Raw genomic sequence first — 16,353 nt, 5'->3', positions numbered from 1 at the left:
GGGAAGAGGACAAGAACAATGCAACCTGATTTCTGGAACGACAAACGCCCGGCCGGCGTGCCTAACGATATCGATATGGCCAGCTACAAGTCGGTGATCGAGGTGTTCGAGCGTTCATGCAAGAAGTTCGCTGACCGCCCGGCCTTCAGCAACCTGGGCGTGACCCTGACCTACGCCGAACTGGATCGCCTGTCCGCGGCCTTCGCCGCTTATCTGCAGAAGCACACCGATCTCAAGCCGGGCGAGCGCATCGCCGTGCAGATGCCCAACGTGTTGCAGTATCCGATCGCCGTGTTCGGCGCCATGCGTGCTGGCCTGATCGTGGTCAACACCAACCCGCTGTACACCGCCCGCGAGATGCGCCACCAGTTCAAGGATGCCGGTGTACGCGCGCTGGTTTACCTGAACATGTTCGGCAAGCTGGTGCAGGAAGTGCTGCCGGACACCGAGATCGACTACCTGATCGAAGCCAAGATGGGCGACCTGCTGCCGAGCCTCAAGGGCTGGTTGGTCAACACCGTGGTGAAGAAGGTCAAGAAGATGGTGCCCGACTACCATCTGCCCCAGGCCATTGCCTTCAAGCAGGTGCTCAAGCAGGGCCATGGTCAGGCGCTGACGCCGGTCAAGGCCAGCCATGACGACATCGCCGTGCTGCAGTACACCGGTGGCACCACCGGCGTGGCCAAGGGCGCGATGCTCACCCACGGCAACCTGGTGGCCAACATGCTCCAGGTCGATGCCTGCCTGTCCCAGCTCGGCGACGACGGCACGCCGCTGATGAAGCAGGGCCAGGAGATCATGATCGCGCCGCTGCCGCTGTACCACATCTATGCCTTCACCGCGAACTGCATGTGCATGATGGTCAACGGCAACCACAACGTGCTGATCACCAACCCGCGTGACATCCCCGGCTTCGTCAAGGAACTGGGCAAGTGGAAGTTCTCCGCGTTGCTGGGCCTGAATACCCTGTTCGTCGCGCTGATGGATCACCCGGACTTCAAGAACCTCGACTTCTCCAACCTCAAGGTCACCAACTCCGGGGGTACTGCGCTGGTCAAGGCGACCGCCGAGCGTTGGCAGGCCATGACCGGCTGCACCGTGGTGGAAGGCTACGGCCTGACCGAGACCTCGCCCGTAGCCAGCACCAACCCCTACGGCGACAAGGCGCGCCTGGGTACCGTCGGCATTCCGGTGCCGGGCACGGCGTTCAAGGTGATCGACGACGACGGCAACGAGCTGTCCACGGGCGAGCGTGGCGAGCTGTGCATCAAGGGCCCGCAAGTGATGAAGGGCTACTGGCAGCGCGAGGAAGCCACCGCGGAGGTGCTCGACGCCGAGGGCTGGTTCAAGACCGGCGATATCGCCGTGATCGACCCGGACGGCTTCGTGCGCATCGTCGACCGCAAGAAGGACATGATCATCGTCTCGGGTTTCAACGTGTATCCCAACGAGATCGAAGACGTGGTCATGGCGCATCCGAAAGTCGCCAGCTGCGCGGCCATCGGTGTGCCGGACGAGAAGTCCGGGGAGGCGGTCAAACTGTTCGTGGTGCCGCGTGACGGCGGCGTCACCGCGGAAGAGCTCAAGGCCTACTGCAAGGAAAACTTCACCGGCTACAAGGTGCCCAAGCACATCGTGTTCAAGGATGCCTTGCCGATGACCCCGGTCGGCAAGATCCTGCGTCGCGAGCTGCGCGACATCGCCTGACCCGAAGTCCCCTCTCTCCCAGTGGGGGAGGGGACTTTCCCGCCTCAACTGCCGTCGGGCAGTCCAATTGTTGTGATTTCGTAACCGCCCCGGTGCGTTTCATCGATCATTGCACGGCATTCTCTGCACAACCGAGCTAGGCTCTATGCGCTGTAATATGCGAGCTAGAGGCCTTCGTTCGGCTCTTCAGGCGAACAATATGTCGTGACTATTCGATATTTTTTGGTCACTTTTTCGACTCTGAAGGCCATGTTTGATGCTGGTGAGCCTCTGGCAAAGCTGCTACTCTCGGCGCGCTTCCGGGCCCTGAGCCAGGGTAAAAGCGAGCTAAACACACAACAAACAACCGCCTTCGCGCGGTGAAGATCAGCTGTTGCTTAGGAGTGGGCTTCCATGACCGAAAACTTCTGGAAGGACAAGTATCCCGTTGGGGTCGCTGCCGAAATCAATCCCGACCAGTACCCGAACATCCTCGCGGTACTGAAAGAGTCCTGCCAACGCTTCGCCGACAAGCCTGCTTTCAGCAACCTGGGCAAGACCATCACCTACGGCGAGATCTACAAGCTCTCCGGTGATTTCGCTGCCTACCTGCAGAAACACACCGATCTCAAGCCTGGCGACCGTATCGCCGTGCAACTGCCCAACGTGTTGCAGTACCCCATCGTGGTGTTCGGTGCCATGCGCGCCGGCCTGGTGGTGGTCAACACCAACCCGCTGTACACCGCGCGGGAAATGGAGCACCAGTTCAACGACTCCGGCGCCAAGGCGCTGATCTGCCTGGCCAACATGGCGCACCTGGCCGAGCAGGTCGTACCCAAGACCGGCGTCAAGACCGTGATCGTCACCGAAGTCGGCGACATGCTGCCGACCTTCAAGCGTCTGCTGGTCAATGCCGTGATCAAGCACGTGAAGAAGATGGTGCCGGCGTACAACCTGCCCAAGGCGGTCAAGTTCAACGATGCCCTGACCAAGGGCCGTGGTCAGTCCTTCAGCGAAGCCAACCCGAGCAACGACGACATCGCCGTGCTGCAGTACACCGGTGGCACCACGGGTGTCGCCAAGGGCGCGATGCTGACCCATCGCAACCTGGTGGCCAACATGCTGCAGGTCAAGGAGCTGATGGGCGCCAACCTCAATGAAGGTTGCGAGGTGCTGATCGCGCCGCTGCCGCTGTACCACATCTACGCCTTCACCTTCCATTGCATGGCGATGATGCTGATCGGTGGCCACAACATCCTGCTGACCAACCCGCGCGATCTGCCGGCGGTGATCAAGGATCTGGCCAAGTACCGCTTCACTGGTTTCGTCGGCCTCAACACCCTGTTCGTTGCCCTGTGCAACAACGAGGACTTCCGCAAGCTGGACTTCTCCAGCCTGAAGCTCACCGTATCCGGCGGCATGGCCCTGCAACTGGCCACCGCCGAGCGCTGGAAGGACGTCACCGGTTGCGCCATCTGCGAAGGCTTCGGCATGACCGAGACCAGCCCGGTGGCTACCGTGAACCCATTCAGTGCCATCCAGCTGGGCACCATCGGCATTCCGGTGCCTTCGACCCTGTGCAAGATCATCAACGACGAGGGCCAGGAGCTGGCCATCGGCGAGATCGGCGAGCTGTGCGTGAAAGGCCCGCAGGTGATGAAGGGCTACTGGCAGCGCCAGGAAGCCACCGATGAAATCCTCGACGCCGACGGTTGGTTGAAGACCGGCGACATCGGCCTGATCCAGGAAGATGGCTACCTGCGTATCGTCGACCGCAAGAAGGACATGATTCTGGTGTCCGGCTTCAACGTCTACCCGAACGAACTGGAAGACGTGCTCGCCACCCTGCCTGGCGTGCTGCAATGCGCCGCCATCGGTGTGCCGGACGAGAAATCCGGTGAGGCGATCAAGGTGTTCGTGGTGGTCAAGCCGGGAGAGAGCGTGACCAAGGAGCAGGTGATGGAGCACATGCGCGCCAACCTCACTGGCTACAAGGTGCCCAAGGCCGTCGAGTTCCGCGATGTGCTGCCGACCACCAACGTCGGCAAGATCCTGCGCCGCGAACTGCGTGACGAAGAGCTGAAGAAGCTGGGCAAGAAGTGATTCGAGCTCGCTGAAACGAAAACCCGCTACGGCGGGTTTTTTGTTGCCTGGCGATGGTGATAGCGCCGTCTCTTCAACCGCACCTGGCACGCAGCAGGCCGGCCAGCTTCTTCACCGCAGGCTCCAGCTCGTGCGGCGCGTGGGCGGCGAAGCCCATGAGGAAGCCTGCCGTGCGCTGCGGCGTGGCGTGCAGGGCGCTGAGCCCCAGCAGGTCGATGCCGGCCTGGCGTGCGGCTGCCACCAGTTCGTCTTCGTCGATGTCGCGGATGAACGTGCAGGGCATCTGCATGCCGCCACCGGGTACCTGAGTTTCGACGAACTCGCTGAGGTGCTCACGCACCAGGCGCGCCAGCACATCGCGGCGTTCGGCATAGACGGCGCGCATGGTGCGGATGTGCGCGCCGAAGTGACCGCCCTCGATGAAGCGGGCGAGGGTGAGCTGCGGGATCGGTGCGCTGTGCCCGTCGAGCAGGGTGCGGGCGACGGTCATGGGTGCGACCAGTTGTGGCGGCAGCACCATGTAGCCGATGCGCAGGCCGGGAAACAGCGATTTGGTGAAGGTGCCGATGTAGATCGTGCGTTCGTGCGGGTCGAGCCCCTGCACGCAGGCCGTGGGTTTGCCGGCGTAGTGGAATTCGCTGTCGTAGTCGTCTTCGATGATCCAGCCTTGCTGACGCTGCGCCCATTCGATGATGGCCAGGCGGCGATCCAGTGCTAGCGTCGCGCCCGTCGGGAACTGGTGCGACGGGGTGAGGAACACCGCCCTGGCGGATTCGCCCTCGTGGTTCAGTCGCTCCACCTGCATGCCGTGTTCATCCAGCGGCACCGGCACGCACTCGAGGCCGGCCGCCTCGAAGGCTTTGCGTGCGCCGTGGTAGGCCGGGTCTTCGATGAAGATGCGCTCGCCCGCATCGAGCAACACAGTGGCGCACAGGGTCAGCGCCTGCTGCGAGCTGGTGAGGATCAGCACGCGTTCTGCCGTGGCGCTGGCGCCTCGTTCGAGGTTGATGTAGTCGGCGATGGCGCGGCGCAGTGTCTCCACGCCTTGTGGCGGGCTGTGCAGCAGCGCTTGATGGCCATACTCCTTGAGTACCTGGCGCTGCAGGCGCTCCCAGGTCTGCAGGGGAAAGTTGCGCGTCTCCGGCACACCAGGGGCGAATGGGCGTGGCATCAGAAAATCGCGCACACCACCGTTCGCGAACATGGCATCGCCGCGCTGGCTGAGACGTGGCAGTGCCTGGCGCGATGGCGTGTGCCTGGCCCTGCCACGCCCAGGCAGGCGCTGGGTGCGTGGCGAGACGAAGCTGCCGCTACCGACGCGGCGCTCGATGAAACCTTCTGCATGCAACTGGCCGTAGGCCGCTTCGACCGTATCGCGCGATACCTCCAGGGATTTGGCCAGGGCACGTGATGCCGGCAATGGCTTGCCCACATCGAGTACGCCATCGAGGATCAACTGACGAATCGCCCGCTGCACGCGCAAGTGCAGGGGCTGACCGCCATGCGCTGGGTCGCCGATCCAGGCTTTGACGGACTCGAGCTGGGCATGTTTGAACAATTGGTCGGTATCTCTTTGTAAAAATGGCAGGATAAATCAGGCCATTCTAGGCCTATAACGGTGCCTCGCAAGCCTTCTCCCCATTCTTTCAGGAGTCCTTGTCAGGCCATGTCTGCCAATCCTTCGTCTTCGTCCATCCGCTTTGGCGATCTCACCCATCCCGTCGTGGCGGGGCTGATCTCGGTCATCGTCAACTACGGCGGCACCTTCATTCTGGTGTTCCAGGCTGCCAAGGTGGCAGGCCTCAGTCCTGAGCTGACGGCTTCCTGGGTGTGGTCGATCTCCATTGGTGTGGGCGTGACGGGCATCCTACTGAGCTGGATTGCCCGAGCGCCGATCATCACCGCCTGGTCGACGCCTGCCGCGGCATTTCTGGTGACGGCGCTGGCGACCACGCCTTACGCCGAGGCCGTGGGTGCCTACCTGATCTCGGCGGCGGCCTTCGTCCTGCTGGGCTTGTCGGGCTGGTTCGAGCGGGTCATCCGCCTGATTCCGCCAGGCGTGGCGGCTGGTTTGCTGGCGGGCATCCTGCTGCAGTTCGGCATCGGTGCGTTTGCCAGTGTCAGCCTCGACCCGTTGCTGGCTGGGCTGTTGATCATCGTCTACCTGGTATTCAAGCGTTTCAGCGGCCGTTATGCGGTGGTCGGCATCCTGTTGCTGGGCCTGGCCTTTCTACTGTTGCAGGCGCGTGTCGACCTGTCGGCAGTGAGCCTGACACTGGCGGCGCCGGTGTTCACCATGCCGGCGTTTTCGCTCAACGCGCTGCTGAGCGTGGCGCTGCCACTGTTCCTGATCACCCTGACCGGGCAATACATGCCCGGCATGCTGGTGTTGCGCAACGATGGTTTCACCACCAGCGCCAATCCCATCGTCACCATCACCGGGCTCGGTTCCTTGTTGATGGCACCATTCGGCTCGCACGCCTTCAATCTCGCTGCAATCACCGCGGCCATCTGTACCGGGCGTGAGGCTCACGAAGACTCCTCCAAACGCTGGATCGCCGGTATCGCTGCCGGGGTGCTGTACATCCTGGTCGGCGTATTCGGCGTCACCCTTGCGGCGGTGTTCATGGCGTTTCCGGCGACCTTTATCAGCACGCTGGCCGGCCTGGCACTGCTCGGCACCATCGGCGGCAGCCTGGCCAGCGCCATGATCGATGCGAAGACCCGCGAGGCATCGCTGATCACCTTTCTGGCGGCGGCCGCCAACATCAACCTGCTGGGCATCGGCGGTGCGTTCTGGGGGCTGGTGATCGGCTTGCTGGCTTACGCCGTACTCAATGCCCGCTGGTCGCAACCCGTGGCGCAGCCCACGGCGGCAGAGCTGCCCTTGAACAAGGGGGCGAACTGATGCCGGTACCTGGCGCGACAGCGACTCACCACGACAACCACGGGCGCTATCCCGAGGCCGTTTCGGTCGAGGATTTTCGCCACAACCTGGCCGAGGTGCAGCGGCGTATCGAGGCGGCTTGCCGGCGTGTCGATCGCGACCCGGCCACGGTGCGCCTGCTGCCGGTGAGCAAGACCAAGCCCGAAACCAGCCTGCGTATGGCCTATGCCGCCGGTTGCCGGATGTTCGGCGAGAACAAGGTGCAGGAGGCCCATGGCAAGTGGCAGGCCATGCAGGATCTGGCCGATCTGCAATGGTCGGTCATCGGCCATCTGCAAACCAACAAGACCAAGCTGGTGGCGCGCTTCGCCACGGAGTTCCAGGCACTGGACAGTCTGCGTCTGGCCGAGGCACTGGATCGTCGTCTGCAGATCGAGGGGCGTTCGCTGGACGTGTTCGTGCAGGTCAACAGCTCCGGCGAAGCCAGCAAGTACGGCCTGGCTCCGGACGATGTAGCGGCCTTCCTTCAGGCACTGCCGGCGTTCTCCGCATTGCGCATACGCGGGTTGATGACGCTGGCGCTGTTCTCCAGCGAGGCCGAGCGGGTGCGCCAGTGCTTCATCCGTTTACGCACCCTGCGTGACCAGTTGCGTCAGGTCGCACCTGCTGGCGTCGAGCTGGATGCGCTGTCGATGGGCATGTCCGGCGATTTCGAGATCGCCATCGAGGAGGGCGCCACGGTAGTGCGCGTCGGCCAGGCGATCTTCGGTGCCCGCCCGTTGCCGGACAGCCACTACTGGCCAGGCGCTGTATCCGATGAACAGCCATGACGCTTTCCCCATTCTTCCACCGTCCCGAATCGAGGTTCGATCCATGCCTGCTGCCCATTCTCATCTGATGCGCGCCTATGCCCGCCAACCGGTGTCCTTCGTTCGCGGCAGCGGGGCGCTGCTATGGGATGAAGAGGGCGTCGAGTACCTCGATGCCATCGCCGGCGTGGCTGTCACCAGCCTGGGCCATGCTCACCCAGAGATCGCGGCGGTCATCGCCGAGCAGGCGGGGATGCTGCTGCACACCTCCAACGTCTTCCGTATCGACTGGCAGGAACGGCTGGGCGAGCGCCTGTGCGCGTTGACCGGGATGCAGCGCGTCTTCTTCTGCAACTCGGGCGCTGAGGCCAACGAGGCGGCCCTCAAGTTGGCACGCCTGCATGGCCAGCGTCGCGGCGTCGCCCAACCGAAGATTCTGGTGATGGACAACGGTTTTCATGGGCGCACCCTCGGCACGCTGTCCGCCTCGGGCAACCCGGCGAAGCAGGCCGGTTTCGAGCCCCTGCTCGATGGCTTCGTGCGTGTGCCCTACGACGATATCGAGGCCGTGCGCCAGGCCGCCGAACGGCACCCGGACATCGTGGCGGTGCTGCTCGAACCGGTGCAGGGCGAGGGCGGCATCCGCGTCGCCAGCATCGCCTACCTGCGCGAGCTGCGGGCCCTGTGCGATCAGCATGGCTGGCTGTTGATGGTCGATGAAATTCAGTCAGGCATGGGGCGCACAGGCGCCTGGTTCGGCCATCAGCATGCAGGTATCAGCGCCGACGTGATGACCCTGGCCAAGGCCCTGGGTAATGGTGTGCCGATTGGCGCCTGCCTGGCGCGCGGGGCGGCAGCTGATCTGTTCTCTCCGGGCCTGCACGGCTCCACTTTCGGCGGAAATCCCATGGCGTGCCGGGTGGCTTACAGCGTGCTCGAGATCATGCAGCGCGAGCACCTGCCGGAGCGCGCCGCTGTACTGGGTGACCGCCTGCTCGGGCGCTTGCAAAAGGCGCTGGGCGATCACCCCGAGGTCATTGCCATCCGAGGGCAGGGGCTGATGGTCGGCATCGAACTTAACAGGCCGTGCAAGGAACTGGTGGGACGGGCGCTTCCCGAACAGCGCCTGCTGATCACCGTCACCCGTGACAGCACGATTCGCCTGCTGCCGCCGCTGATCTGCAGCGAGGCGCAGATCGACGAGATCGCGCGGCGTGTCGCTCGGCTGCTGGCTTAGATTTTGGCGGGCTGTTCGCTGGCGCTCCTGAGCCCGCCCTACGAGGTGTTTGGGGCTAGTCGCGTAGGGCGTACTCGGCTTTAGCATCCTGCGTCGCTCTACCTCCTGCATCCATGCAGTCGTCGCGAAGCAGTACGCCTTTGGCGTGCTGATCAAACCGCTCAATTTTTTAACCCGCACAGGAAATGACCCCCATGTATGACACCGCTCTGAGCCTGGCCGATTTCGACCCCGAACTGGCCGAGGCCGTGCGCCTCGAAGAAGGCCGCCAGGAGGATCACGTCGAGCTGATCGCCTCCGAGAACTACGCCAGCCCGCTGGTCATGGCGATGCAGAACTCGGTGTTCACCAACAAGTACGCCGAAGGCTACCCCGGCAAGCGCTACTACAGCGGCTGCGAGCATGTGGACGTGGCCGAGCGTCTGGCCGTCGAACGGCTCAAGGCGTTGTTCGATTGCGACTACGCCAACGTCCAGCCGCACGCCGGGGCCCAGGCCAATGCGGCGGTATTCCTGGCGTTGACCAATCCAGGCGATACCGTGATGGGCATGAACCTGGCGCAGGGCGGCCACCTGACGCATGGCAATCCGTCCAACTTCTCCGGGCGCCACTATCGCATCGTGCCCTATGGCCTCGACCCCGAGACCGGTCTGATCGACTACGACGAGATGGAGCGCATCGCCCTGGAGACCCGGCCGAAGATGCTGATCGGCGGCTTCTCCGCCTATTCGCGCTACAAGGATTGGGCACGCATGCGCGCCATCGCCGACAAGGTAGGCGCGATCTTCTGGGTGGACATGGCGCATGTCGCCGGCCTGGTGGCCGCCGGTGAATACCCCAGCCCGCTGCCGCATGCCCATGTGGTTACCAGCACCACCCACAAGACCCTGCGCGGCCCGCGCGGCGGCATCATCCTGGCCAAGGGGCAGGGCGAGGATTTCTACAAACGGCTCGATTCGGCGGTATTCCCTGGTATCCAGGGTGGGCCGCTGATGCACGTCATCGCCGCCAAGGCGATAGCCTTCAAGGAGGCGCTGCTGCCCGAGTTCAAGGCATATCAGCGCCAGGTGGTCAGCAACGCCCGGGCCATGGCCGCCGTGCTGCAGCAGCGTGGTTATCGCATCGTCTCGGGCGGCACCGACAACCACCTGATGCTGATCGACCTGTCCGACAAGCCTTACACCGGCAAGGAGGCGGATGCGGCGCTGAGCGATGCGCATATCACCGCCAACAAGAACTCGGTGCCCAACGACCCGCGCTCGCCGTTCGTGACTTCGGGGCTGCGCATCGGCACGCCAGCCGTGACCACGCGCGGCTTCGGTATTGCCGAATGCGGACGCCTGGCCGGCTGGCTATGTGATGTGCTGGATGCGCTCGAGGTGGGTGGCGAAGCGCAAATGGAAGTGCGTGACCGGGTGCGCCAGGACGTGACGGAACTGTGCCGACGCTTTCCGGTTTATCGCTAGCGGCACTCAGGGCGGGCGAAGGGAGCGGCCGTAGGGCGTACTCGCGAAGCAGTACGCCTTTGGTTTACAGGCGGACTGTTCGCTTCGCTCCTGAGTCCGCCCTACATGCTGAGTCCGCCTTACATTTTAGGCAGGGGGCCGTGTATGGAAGCGTCCGCTGCCTGGCTTGAACTGCGTTGCCATGCCCATCAGTACCAGGGTGGCGGCGGCCATTGCCAGCCAGCTCAGGCGCAGGTCGGCGGTGTACTGGCGTAGCAGGCCTGCCAGGAATGGTGCGGTGGCGGCGATCAGGTAGCCGCCGCCTTGCACGAAGGCCAGCAGGTCGCCAGTCTGGCGTGGGTCGTCCAGGTGATCCTGGGCCACTACCAGCGACAGCGGAAACAGTGCACCGATGCCGATACCTAGCAGCATGCAGATCGGTACCACCAATTGCAGCGGTGCGAGCATCAGGCCGAGCAGGCCTGTCAGCAGCGCAAGCAATACCACGCCCAGCAACACGCGCCGATCCGGGCAGCGCGGCAGCAGGCTCGATGCCAGCAGGCCGGCGAATACTTCGCAGAGCGTCAGCGCAGCCAGCAGCAGACCGCTGGACTGCGCACTCCAGCCCAGCGCGGTGTAGTAGGGCGGCAGCCAGGCCAGTACCAGCGTGTAGCCGGCGGTACCGATGCCGAAGAAGCTCATCAGCAGCCAGGCTCTGGGCGAGCGCCAGACATCCAGATGCGGCACGTTGCCTGATGCCGCCAAGGCATCCGCCGGTGCTGCGCGGCGCCAGACTGCTGCAGCGAGCAGGGCGGGCAATGTCCAGCTCGCCAGTGCCCACGACCATCCTATCGACTGTGCCAGCCAGGGCGTCAGCGCCGCACCGAAGGCCGCGCCCCCCATGATCGCGCAGCTGTAGAAACCGATCAGCCGGCCGCTGTCCGCAGCAAAGCGCGACTTGATCAGGCCCGGCAACAGCGCTTGCACGAAGGCGATCCCCGCGCCGGCCAGCAATGCGGTGACGATCAGGATGCTGGAATCGGGCAGCACGCCGCGCGCCAGGCAGGCGAGGGCGATCAGCAGCACGCCGACGAGAATCCCGTTGCGCTCGCCCAGGCGTTTACGCAGCAGACCAGCGGCCAGAGCGCCGAGGCCCATGATGACGACCGGCAGGCTGGTCAGCAGGCTGGCGCCGATATGATCCAGCCCTGTGTCGAGCTGGATACGGTCGAGCAGTGGCCCGATGGCCGCCAGCACCGGGCGCAGGTTCAGGCCGAGCAGGACGATGGCGATCAGCAGCAAGGTCTGGCGCTTCATGCTTGTGCCTCCTGCGCGCCGCGCCAGGCCACCAGCAGTACGCTGACGACGATACACAGCGCTGCCAGCAGCAGGCTCAGGCTGCCCTGTTCACCGAGCAGGCCGATGGCGATGACAGCACCGGTGATCGCCGCCACCGAGCCGATCTGGCTGAGAAACACCGTGCCAGCCAGGTTCTGCAGAACGAAGAACAGCGCGTAGACCGTCGCGAACAGCAGCATCTGCGCCAGCAGCAGGCCGACGGCCATGGCACTGTTCAGCTGGAGGGAAAAGTCGACCCCGAGCAGGGCGGTCGGCACCAGCAGCACGGCGCCGCCGAGCAGCATGCCGGGAGCCAGCGACAGTGGCGTGGCACCGCTCGGCCAGTAGCGGGCGCGATAGATATTGCCCAGCGCGAGGAACACCGGCACGCACAGCGCTGCTATCACCCACAGAACCGGACTGCTGCCGCCGTGCAGCTTGCCCAGCGCCAGCAGCAAGCTGCCGGACAGACCGATGCAGATGCCCAGCAGGCGGATGCGGCTGAGCGCCTCCATGCGCAGCGCCAGGGCCAGCAGGTAGGTGAACAAGGGCGGGAAGGCCAGGCACATCGAGGCGAAACCGGCGCCGACATGGCTGATGGAGCTGAACAGCAAAGCGTTCGGCACGGCAATGCTGAGCAGGCCAGAGGCGAGGTAGTAGCGCTGTTGCGGCAGGCTCATGCCAGGCCGCTCGCCACGCCACCAGGCGAACAGCAACAGCAGCAGACCACCACCGAGCAGGCTCCACAGCAGATAGGCCATCGGTTGCCAGCCCGCGTTGCCGGCAAGCTTGACCAGGATGCTGGTCAGCCCCATCAGCGCGCCGACCGTGAACAACAAGGCCAGTGCCAGAAGTGGTCGATATTGATTGCCCGACATGCGGGTGCCTCCCTGGTGTGGATACGTTACGATGGCAACATTCTTTTTGAAAAGTATCTTGATGGCAAGATAAATCGAGGGCGACATGCAAGACCGTGCGCAACTGGCTGCCGAGCAATGGCAGCAACAACGACCCGATCTGGACGGTTTTTCCATGGCCGTGATCGGGCGCCTGGGCGAGCTGAGCCAGTTGATCAGCCGTGATCACCTGCTGCCATTCTTCGCCGAGCATGGCCTGCAGGCCGGCGAGTTCGACCTGCTCGCGACCCTGCGCAGATCGGGCGAACCCTATGCCCTGATGCCGACCACGTTGTACGAGAGCGCGATGATTTCCTCCGGTGGTATGACCAGTCGCATCGACCGCCTGGAGAAAGCCGGGTTGATCGAGCGCCGCAAGCACCCGAGCGATCGCCGTGGCGTGCTGGTGGCGCTGACGCCGGCTGGTTTCGAACTGATCGACAACATGCTCGCCGCCCATGTGGCCAACCTGCAGCGAGTGCTCTCAGGATTGACCGCCGAGGAGCAGCGCACGTTGCATGAATTGAATGGCAAGCTGCTGGCGGGGCTGGCTCCGCGGGATGGGGCGTGAGCGCGGAACCTTGTGTCGCAGGGTATACGCCGTTCTGGCAGATGACCGTTGGAGTGCCATGTTCGTGGGAGGGACTTTAGCCGCGACATGGGCATCCTTACCTGTTGCTGTAGCGCGCCAATGCGGGATGAGAGGCGCGTCATCCCCGTACACGCCTGCAAGCCCGTGCAGCGCGCGAATCGCTAAATATGAATTTTTTGTGACAGCTTCGTGATGAAAGCTGCCAGAAAGCTTCCACGCCTATGTTCTTGCCCATGGCGGGCGCAGACCTGCCACCGCGTCGTGACCGCCCAGGCGGCCGACCATTACCAACAAGAACAAAACGGTACACATCCATGCCTCTGACAGGCCTCGCGTTCCCTCTCTCCGTTCGTTCGTCCAGCAACCCTCGCTGATCGCCCTCGCATCCAGCCGAATCACGTCCGGAGAATCCCATGCTCACATTCCTTGGCTTCGCCATGGTCTCGACCTTCATGTACCTGATCATGAGCAAACGCCTGTCGGCGCTGATTGCCCTGATCATCATCCCCATCCTTTTCGCGCTGATCGGTGGCTTCGCCAACCAGATCGGCCCGATGATGCTCGAAGGCATCAGCAAGCTCGCGCCCACCGGCGTGATGCTGATGTTCGCCATCCTCTACTTCGCCATCATGATCGACTCCGGGCTGTTCGATCCGCCCGTGCGCCTGATCCTCAAACTGGTCAAGGGCGACCCGCTGAAGGTCGCGGTCGGCACCGTGGCCCTGGCGCTGATCGTCTCCCTGGATGGCGACGGCTCGACCACCTACATGATCTGTGTCGGCGCCATGCTGCCGCTGTACAGTCGCCTGAAAATGAGTCCGACCATCATGGCCGGTCTGATCATCATGGCTGGCGGCATCATGAACATGACGCCCTGGGGCGGCCCGACCGCACGTGCCGCCAGTGCCCTGCATGTCGACCCGTCCGATGTCTTCGTGCCGATGATTCCGGGCATGGTCATCGGCGCCATCGCACTGTTCGGCGTCGCGTATCTCTACGGCCTGCGCGAGCGCAAGCGCCTGGGCGTGCTGCATCTGCCGGACGATCAGCTCACTCAGGAAGAGATCAGCGTGTCGCAGTTTCCCGAGGCGCGCAGGCCGAAGCTGCTGTGGATCAATGCCATCCTCACCGTGGTGCTGATGACCACTCTGATCGCCGGCCTGCTGCCGATGCCGGTGCTGTTCATGATCGCTTTCAGTATCGCCATGATCATCAACTACCCCTGCCTACAACAGCAGAAGGAGCGCATCGCGGCGCATGCCGGCAATGTCCTGGCGGTGGTCGGGTTGATCTTCGCGGCGGGTATCTTCACCGGCATCCTCAGCGGCACCGGCATGGTCGAGGCGATGTCCAAGAGCCTGCTGGCGGTCATCCCCGAGGCACTCGGCCCGCACCTGGCGGTGATCACCGCGCTGGTGAGCATGCCGTTCACCTTCTTCATGTCCAACGATGCCTTCTACTACGGCATCCTGCCGGTGCTGAACCAGGCAGCGTCCAGCTACGGCATCAGCGCCGTGGAAATGGCTCGCGCCTCCATCGTTGGCCAGCCGGTGCACCTGCTCAGCCCACTGGTGCCGTCCACCTACCTGCTGATCGGCCTGGCCAAGATCGAGTTCGGCGACCTGCAACGCTTCACCCTAAAATGGGCGGTGATGGTGTGCATGGTGATTCTGGCGGCGGCTCTGTTGCTGGGCGTGTTTCCCTTCATCAGCAGTTGATTGATTGCGGTTGTCTGCTTGAACACAAACGCCCGCCTATGCGGGCGTTCGTGTTTCTGCTGGGTGTGGCGAGGGCGATTACAGGTGCTGAGCCGCTTATGGTGGGGCCTTAGTTGCTGCGCTGAACCATTCCCAGGATGGTCAGGCGCAGTTCTTCCTTGGCCTGTGCCTCGGTGATGTCGCCCACGACTGCGGCATCCGACAGGGCGTCGGCGGCCCCCAGCATCGCCCACAGGCTGGCTGTCGAAACGCCCTCTGGCCCGGCGAAAGGCGCGAATATCCCGGCACACTTCTTGATGAAGGCCTCCTGGTACTGACGCTTGACTGCGGCCAGCTCGGGCGAGCCGCTGAGTGCAGCCAGTACTCCCTGGATCTCGCGCCCCTGGGTCAGTACGCAGTCGACATACGCGCTGGCAATGACGCGGGCCTTGTCCTGCACGGTGGGCTTGGCGGCTGCGACAGCGGCATCGAAGAGGGCGGTTTGCCGAATGTCGTAGTCTTCGTAAAGCGCGGCCAGCAGGCCATTGCGGGTGCCGAAGTGGTCATAGACCACCGGCTTGGTGATGCCCGCAGCCTCGGCTAGGCGGCCGAGGGTGAGAGCGTCCGTGCCCTCATCGCGGATCAGCGTCCACGACGTTTCCAGCAACTGGCGAGTGCGGGCTTCTCGGGGGAGGCGTCGGCGCGAGGGCGTGGAAGTAGGCGAGGTCATGCGCCCGATTGTCCCACTCCGACTCAGGGCTGGGAAGCGAATACGCCAGCACCGATCTTCTGTGCAGTCTCCAGATGGGCCGCCGGGTAACCGGCATCCGAAGCCAATAGCACGGAGGAGCTGCGCACGCTTGCACCGCAGTAATCGAAAATCCCATGGTCGATCTGGGTCTTCATCGCGGGAGCGTAGCCGTGTCGGGTGAAGGTGCCTTCATCGGCACCACCGATGGCAACCAGATGAACCTGCAGGCGTTGCAGTTTCTTCACCACCTTGCCGTTGTCACTGTCCTCATAGGCCCAACCCTGGGCGAATACGCGATCGATCCAGCCCTTTAGCAAGGCGGGGAACGACCACCAGTAGATCGGGTAGACGATCACCAGGGCGTCGGCACGATCCAGCCGCTGTTGCTCGGCTGCGACATCGGCGGGTGCTGCTGCCTGCTTCGTGAACAACGCCTGATCCGCCTGATTGAAGCGCGGGTCGAAACCTTCCTCGGCCAGGTCGGCCAGCTCGAAGGTGTGGTGCGGGTTGGCACTGGTGATGCCTGCTGCGACGCGCTGAGCAATGGCGTGGGTCAGTGAATTGGGATTGGGGTGGGCGACGACGATCAGGCTGTGCATGGTTGGCTCTCCAGTAGGGACGGTTAGCGGCTCGCTGAGCGAAATAGCGTCGGCGAGTCATTACCTACTAAAAGTAACTTACCATTGGTAGGTTGTCGAGCCAGGGCGGAACTGCCTCAAGCAGTGATCTTGTTGTTTGTGGAATAAAAGTCTACTGTAGACTTGTATTTTATATTGGCGCAGCTGTGAACTGTTGAGCTCACACCGCCTGTCTCGTCACGCCGTCCTGTTCCAGGCGGGAGCGACAGCGCCGGCGCGCCGCTTTTGAGCAAGGGCCAGAACGGGCAACCGTTTCATCATTTCTGACGTTAGA

13 protein-coding genes are annotated in these 16,353 nt (G+C 63.5%); 8 read left to right on the top strand and 5 right to left on the bottom strand.

Annotation, left to right across the window (positions count from 1 at the left end):
• Window positions 1-18 precede the first annotated feature (18 nt).
• Window positions 19-1,707, top strand: a complete 1,689-nt coding sequence (gene fadD2 / locus C7A17_RS02460; RefSeq protein WP_106736519.1) for a long-chain-fatty-acid--CoA ligase FadD2 — start codon at window positions 19-21, stop codon at window positions 1,705-1,707.
• A gap of 393 nt (window positions 1,708-2,100) precedes the next feature.
• Entirely contained in the window at window positions 2,101-3,789 is a 1,689-nt protein-coding gene (gene fadD1 / locus C7A17_RS02455; RefSeq protein ID WP_106736518.1) for a long-chain-fatty-acid--CoA ligase FadD1, read from the top strand.
• 73 nt (window positions 3,790-3,862) lie between these two features.
• Here the strand turns inward: fadD1 and pdxR are convergent, their stop codons facing one another.
• Window positions 3,863-5,347 carry a MocR-like pyridoxine biosynthesis transcription factor PdxR gene (pdxR, locus tag C7A17_RS02450; RefSeq protein WP_106736517.1) on the bottom strand — a complete coding sequence of 495 codons (1,485 nt, stop codon included), beginning with the start codon at window positions 5,345-5,347 and terminating at the stop codon, window positions 3,863-3,865.
• A 108-nt stretch (window positions 5,348-5,455) separates the two neighbouring features.
• Between pdxR and C7A17_RS02445 the strand changes: the two genes are divergently transcribed.
• The 4 genes from C7A17_RS02445 (at window position 5,456) to glyA (ending at window position 10,188) form a co-directional block, all read left to right on the top strand.
• Window positions 5,456-6,697 (top strand): benzoate/H(+) symporter BenE family transporter, encoded by a 1,242-nt coding sequence (locus C7A17_RS02445; RefSeq protein ID WP_106736516.1) that lies wholly within the window; start codon window positions 5,456-5,458, stop codon window positions 6,695-6,697.
• Window positions 6,697-7,506 (top strand): YggS family pyridoxal phosphate-dependent enzyme, encoded by an 810-nt coding sequence (locus tag C7A17_RS02440; RefSeq protein ID WP_106736515.1) that lies wholly within the window; start codon window positions 6,697-6,699, stop codon window positions 7,504-7,506. The genes C7A17_RS02445 and C7A17_RS02440 overlap by 1 nt, the downstream gene beginning before the upstream one ends.
• Before the next feature lie 43 nt (window positions 7,507-7,549).
• Window positions 7,550-8,722 (top strand): aspartate aminotransferase family protein, encoded by a 1,173-nt coding sequence (locus C7A17_RS02435; protein WP_106736514.1) that lies wholly within the window; start codon window positions 7,550-7,552, stop codon window positions 8,720-8,722.
• A gap of 194 nt (window positions 8,723-8,916) precedes the next feature.
• Window positions 8,917-10,188 carry a serine hydroxymethyltransferase gene (gene glyA / locus C7A17_RS02430; RefSeq protein ID WP_106736513.1) on the top strand — a complete coding sequence of 424 codons (1,272 nt, stop codon included), beginning with the start codon at window positions 8,917-8,919 and terminating at the stop codon, window positions 10,186-10,188.
• A 126-nt stretch (window positions 10,189-10,314) separates the two neighbouring features.
• On the opposite strand, the gene C7A17_RS02425 is transcribed toward glyA, so the two are convergent.
• Window positions 10,315-11,484, bottom strand: a complete 1,170-nt coding sequence (locus C7A17_RS02425; RefSeq protein WP_106736512.1) for a cyanate transporter — start codon at window positions 11,482-11,484, stop codon at window positions 10,315-10,317.
• Window positions 11,481-12,383: a DMT family transporter gene (locus tag C7A17_RS02420; protein ID WP_106736511.1), complete on the bottom strand. Its 903-nt coding sequence runs from the start codon at window positions 12,381-12,383 to the stop codon at window positions 11,481-11,483. The genes C7A17_RS02425 and C7A17_RS02420 overlap by 4 nt, the downstream gene beginning before the upstream one ends.
• 85 nt (window positions 12,384-12,468) lie before the next feature.
• On the opposite strand from C7A17_RS02420, the gene C7A17_RS02415 reads away from it, so the two are divergent.
• Together C7A17_RS02415 and C7A17_RS02410 are read left to right on the top strand one after the other, a co-directional pair.
• A complete protein-coding gene (locus C7A17_RS02415; protein ID WP_106736510.1) occupies window positions 12,469-12,972 on the top strand; it encodes a MarR family winged helix-turn-helix transcriptional regulator in 504 nt (167 codons plus the stop codon).
• Window positions 12,973-13,406: 434 nt separating this feature from the next.
• Window positions 13,407-14,711 carry a CitMHS family transporter gene (locus C7A17_RS02410; protein WP_106736509.1) on the top strand — a complete coding sequence of 435 codons (1,305 nt, stop codon included), beginning with the start codon at window positions 13,407-13,409 and terminating at the stop codon, window positions 14,709-14,711.
• A 109-nt stretch (window positions 14,712-14,820) separates the two neighbouring features.
• On the opposite strand, the gene C7A17_RS02405 is transcribed toward C7A17_RS02410, so the two are convergent.
• Entirely contained in the window at window positions 14,821-15,420 is a 600-nt protein-coding gene (locus C7A17_RS02405) for a TetR/AcrR family transcriptional regulator (RefSeq protein ID WP_106736508.1), read from the bottom strand.
• A 23-nt stretch (window positions 15,421-15,443) separates the two neighbouring features.
• The gene (locus tag C7A17_RS02400; RefSeq protein ID WP_106736507.1) at window positions 15,444-16,040 is read right to left on the bottom strand and encodes an NAD(P)H-dependent oxidoreductase; all 597 of its coding nucleotides are present in this window, start codon (window positions 16,038-16,040) and stop codon (window positions 15,444-15,446) included.
• Window positions 16,041-16,353: the final 313 nt, after the last annotated feature.

Origin of the sequence: Pseudomonas mendocina, assembly GCF_003008615.1 — a bacterium.
Classification (GTDB): domain Bacteria; phylum Pseudomonadota; class Gammaproteobacteria; order Pseudomonadales; family Pseudomonadaceae; genus Aquipseudomonas; species Aquipseudomonas mendocina_C.
Note: the sequence above shows the minus strand (reverse complement) of the source record. Positions and strands in the feature narration are given on the sequence as shown.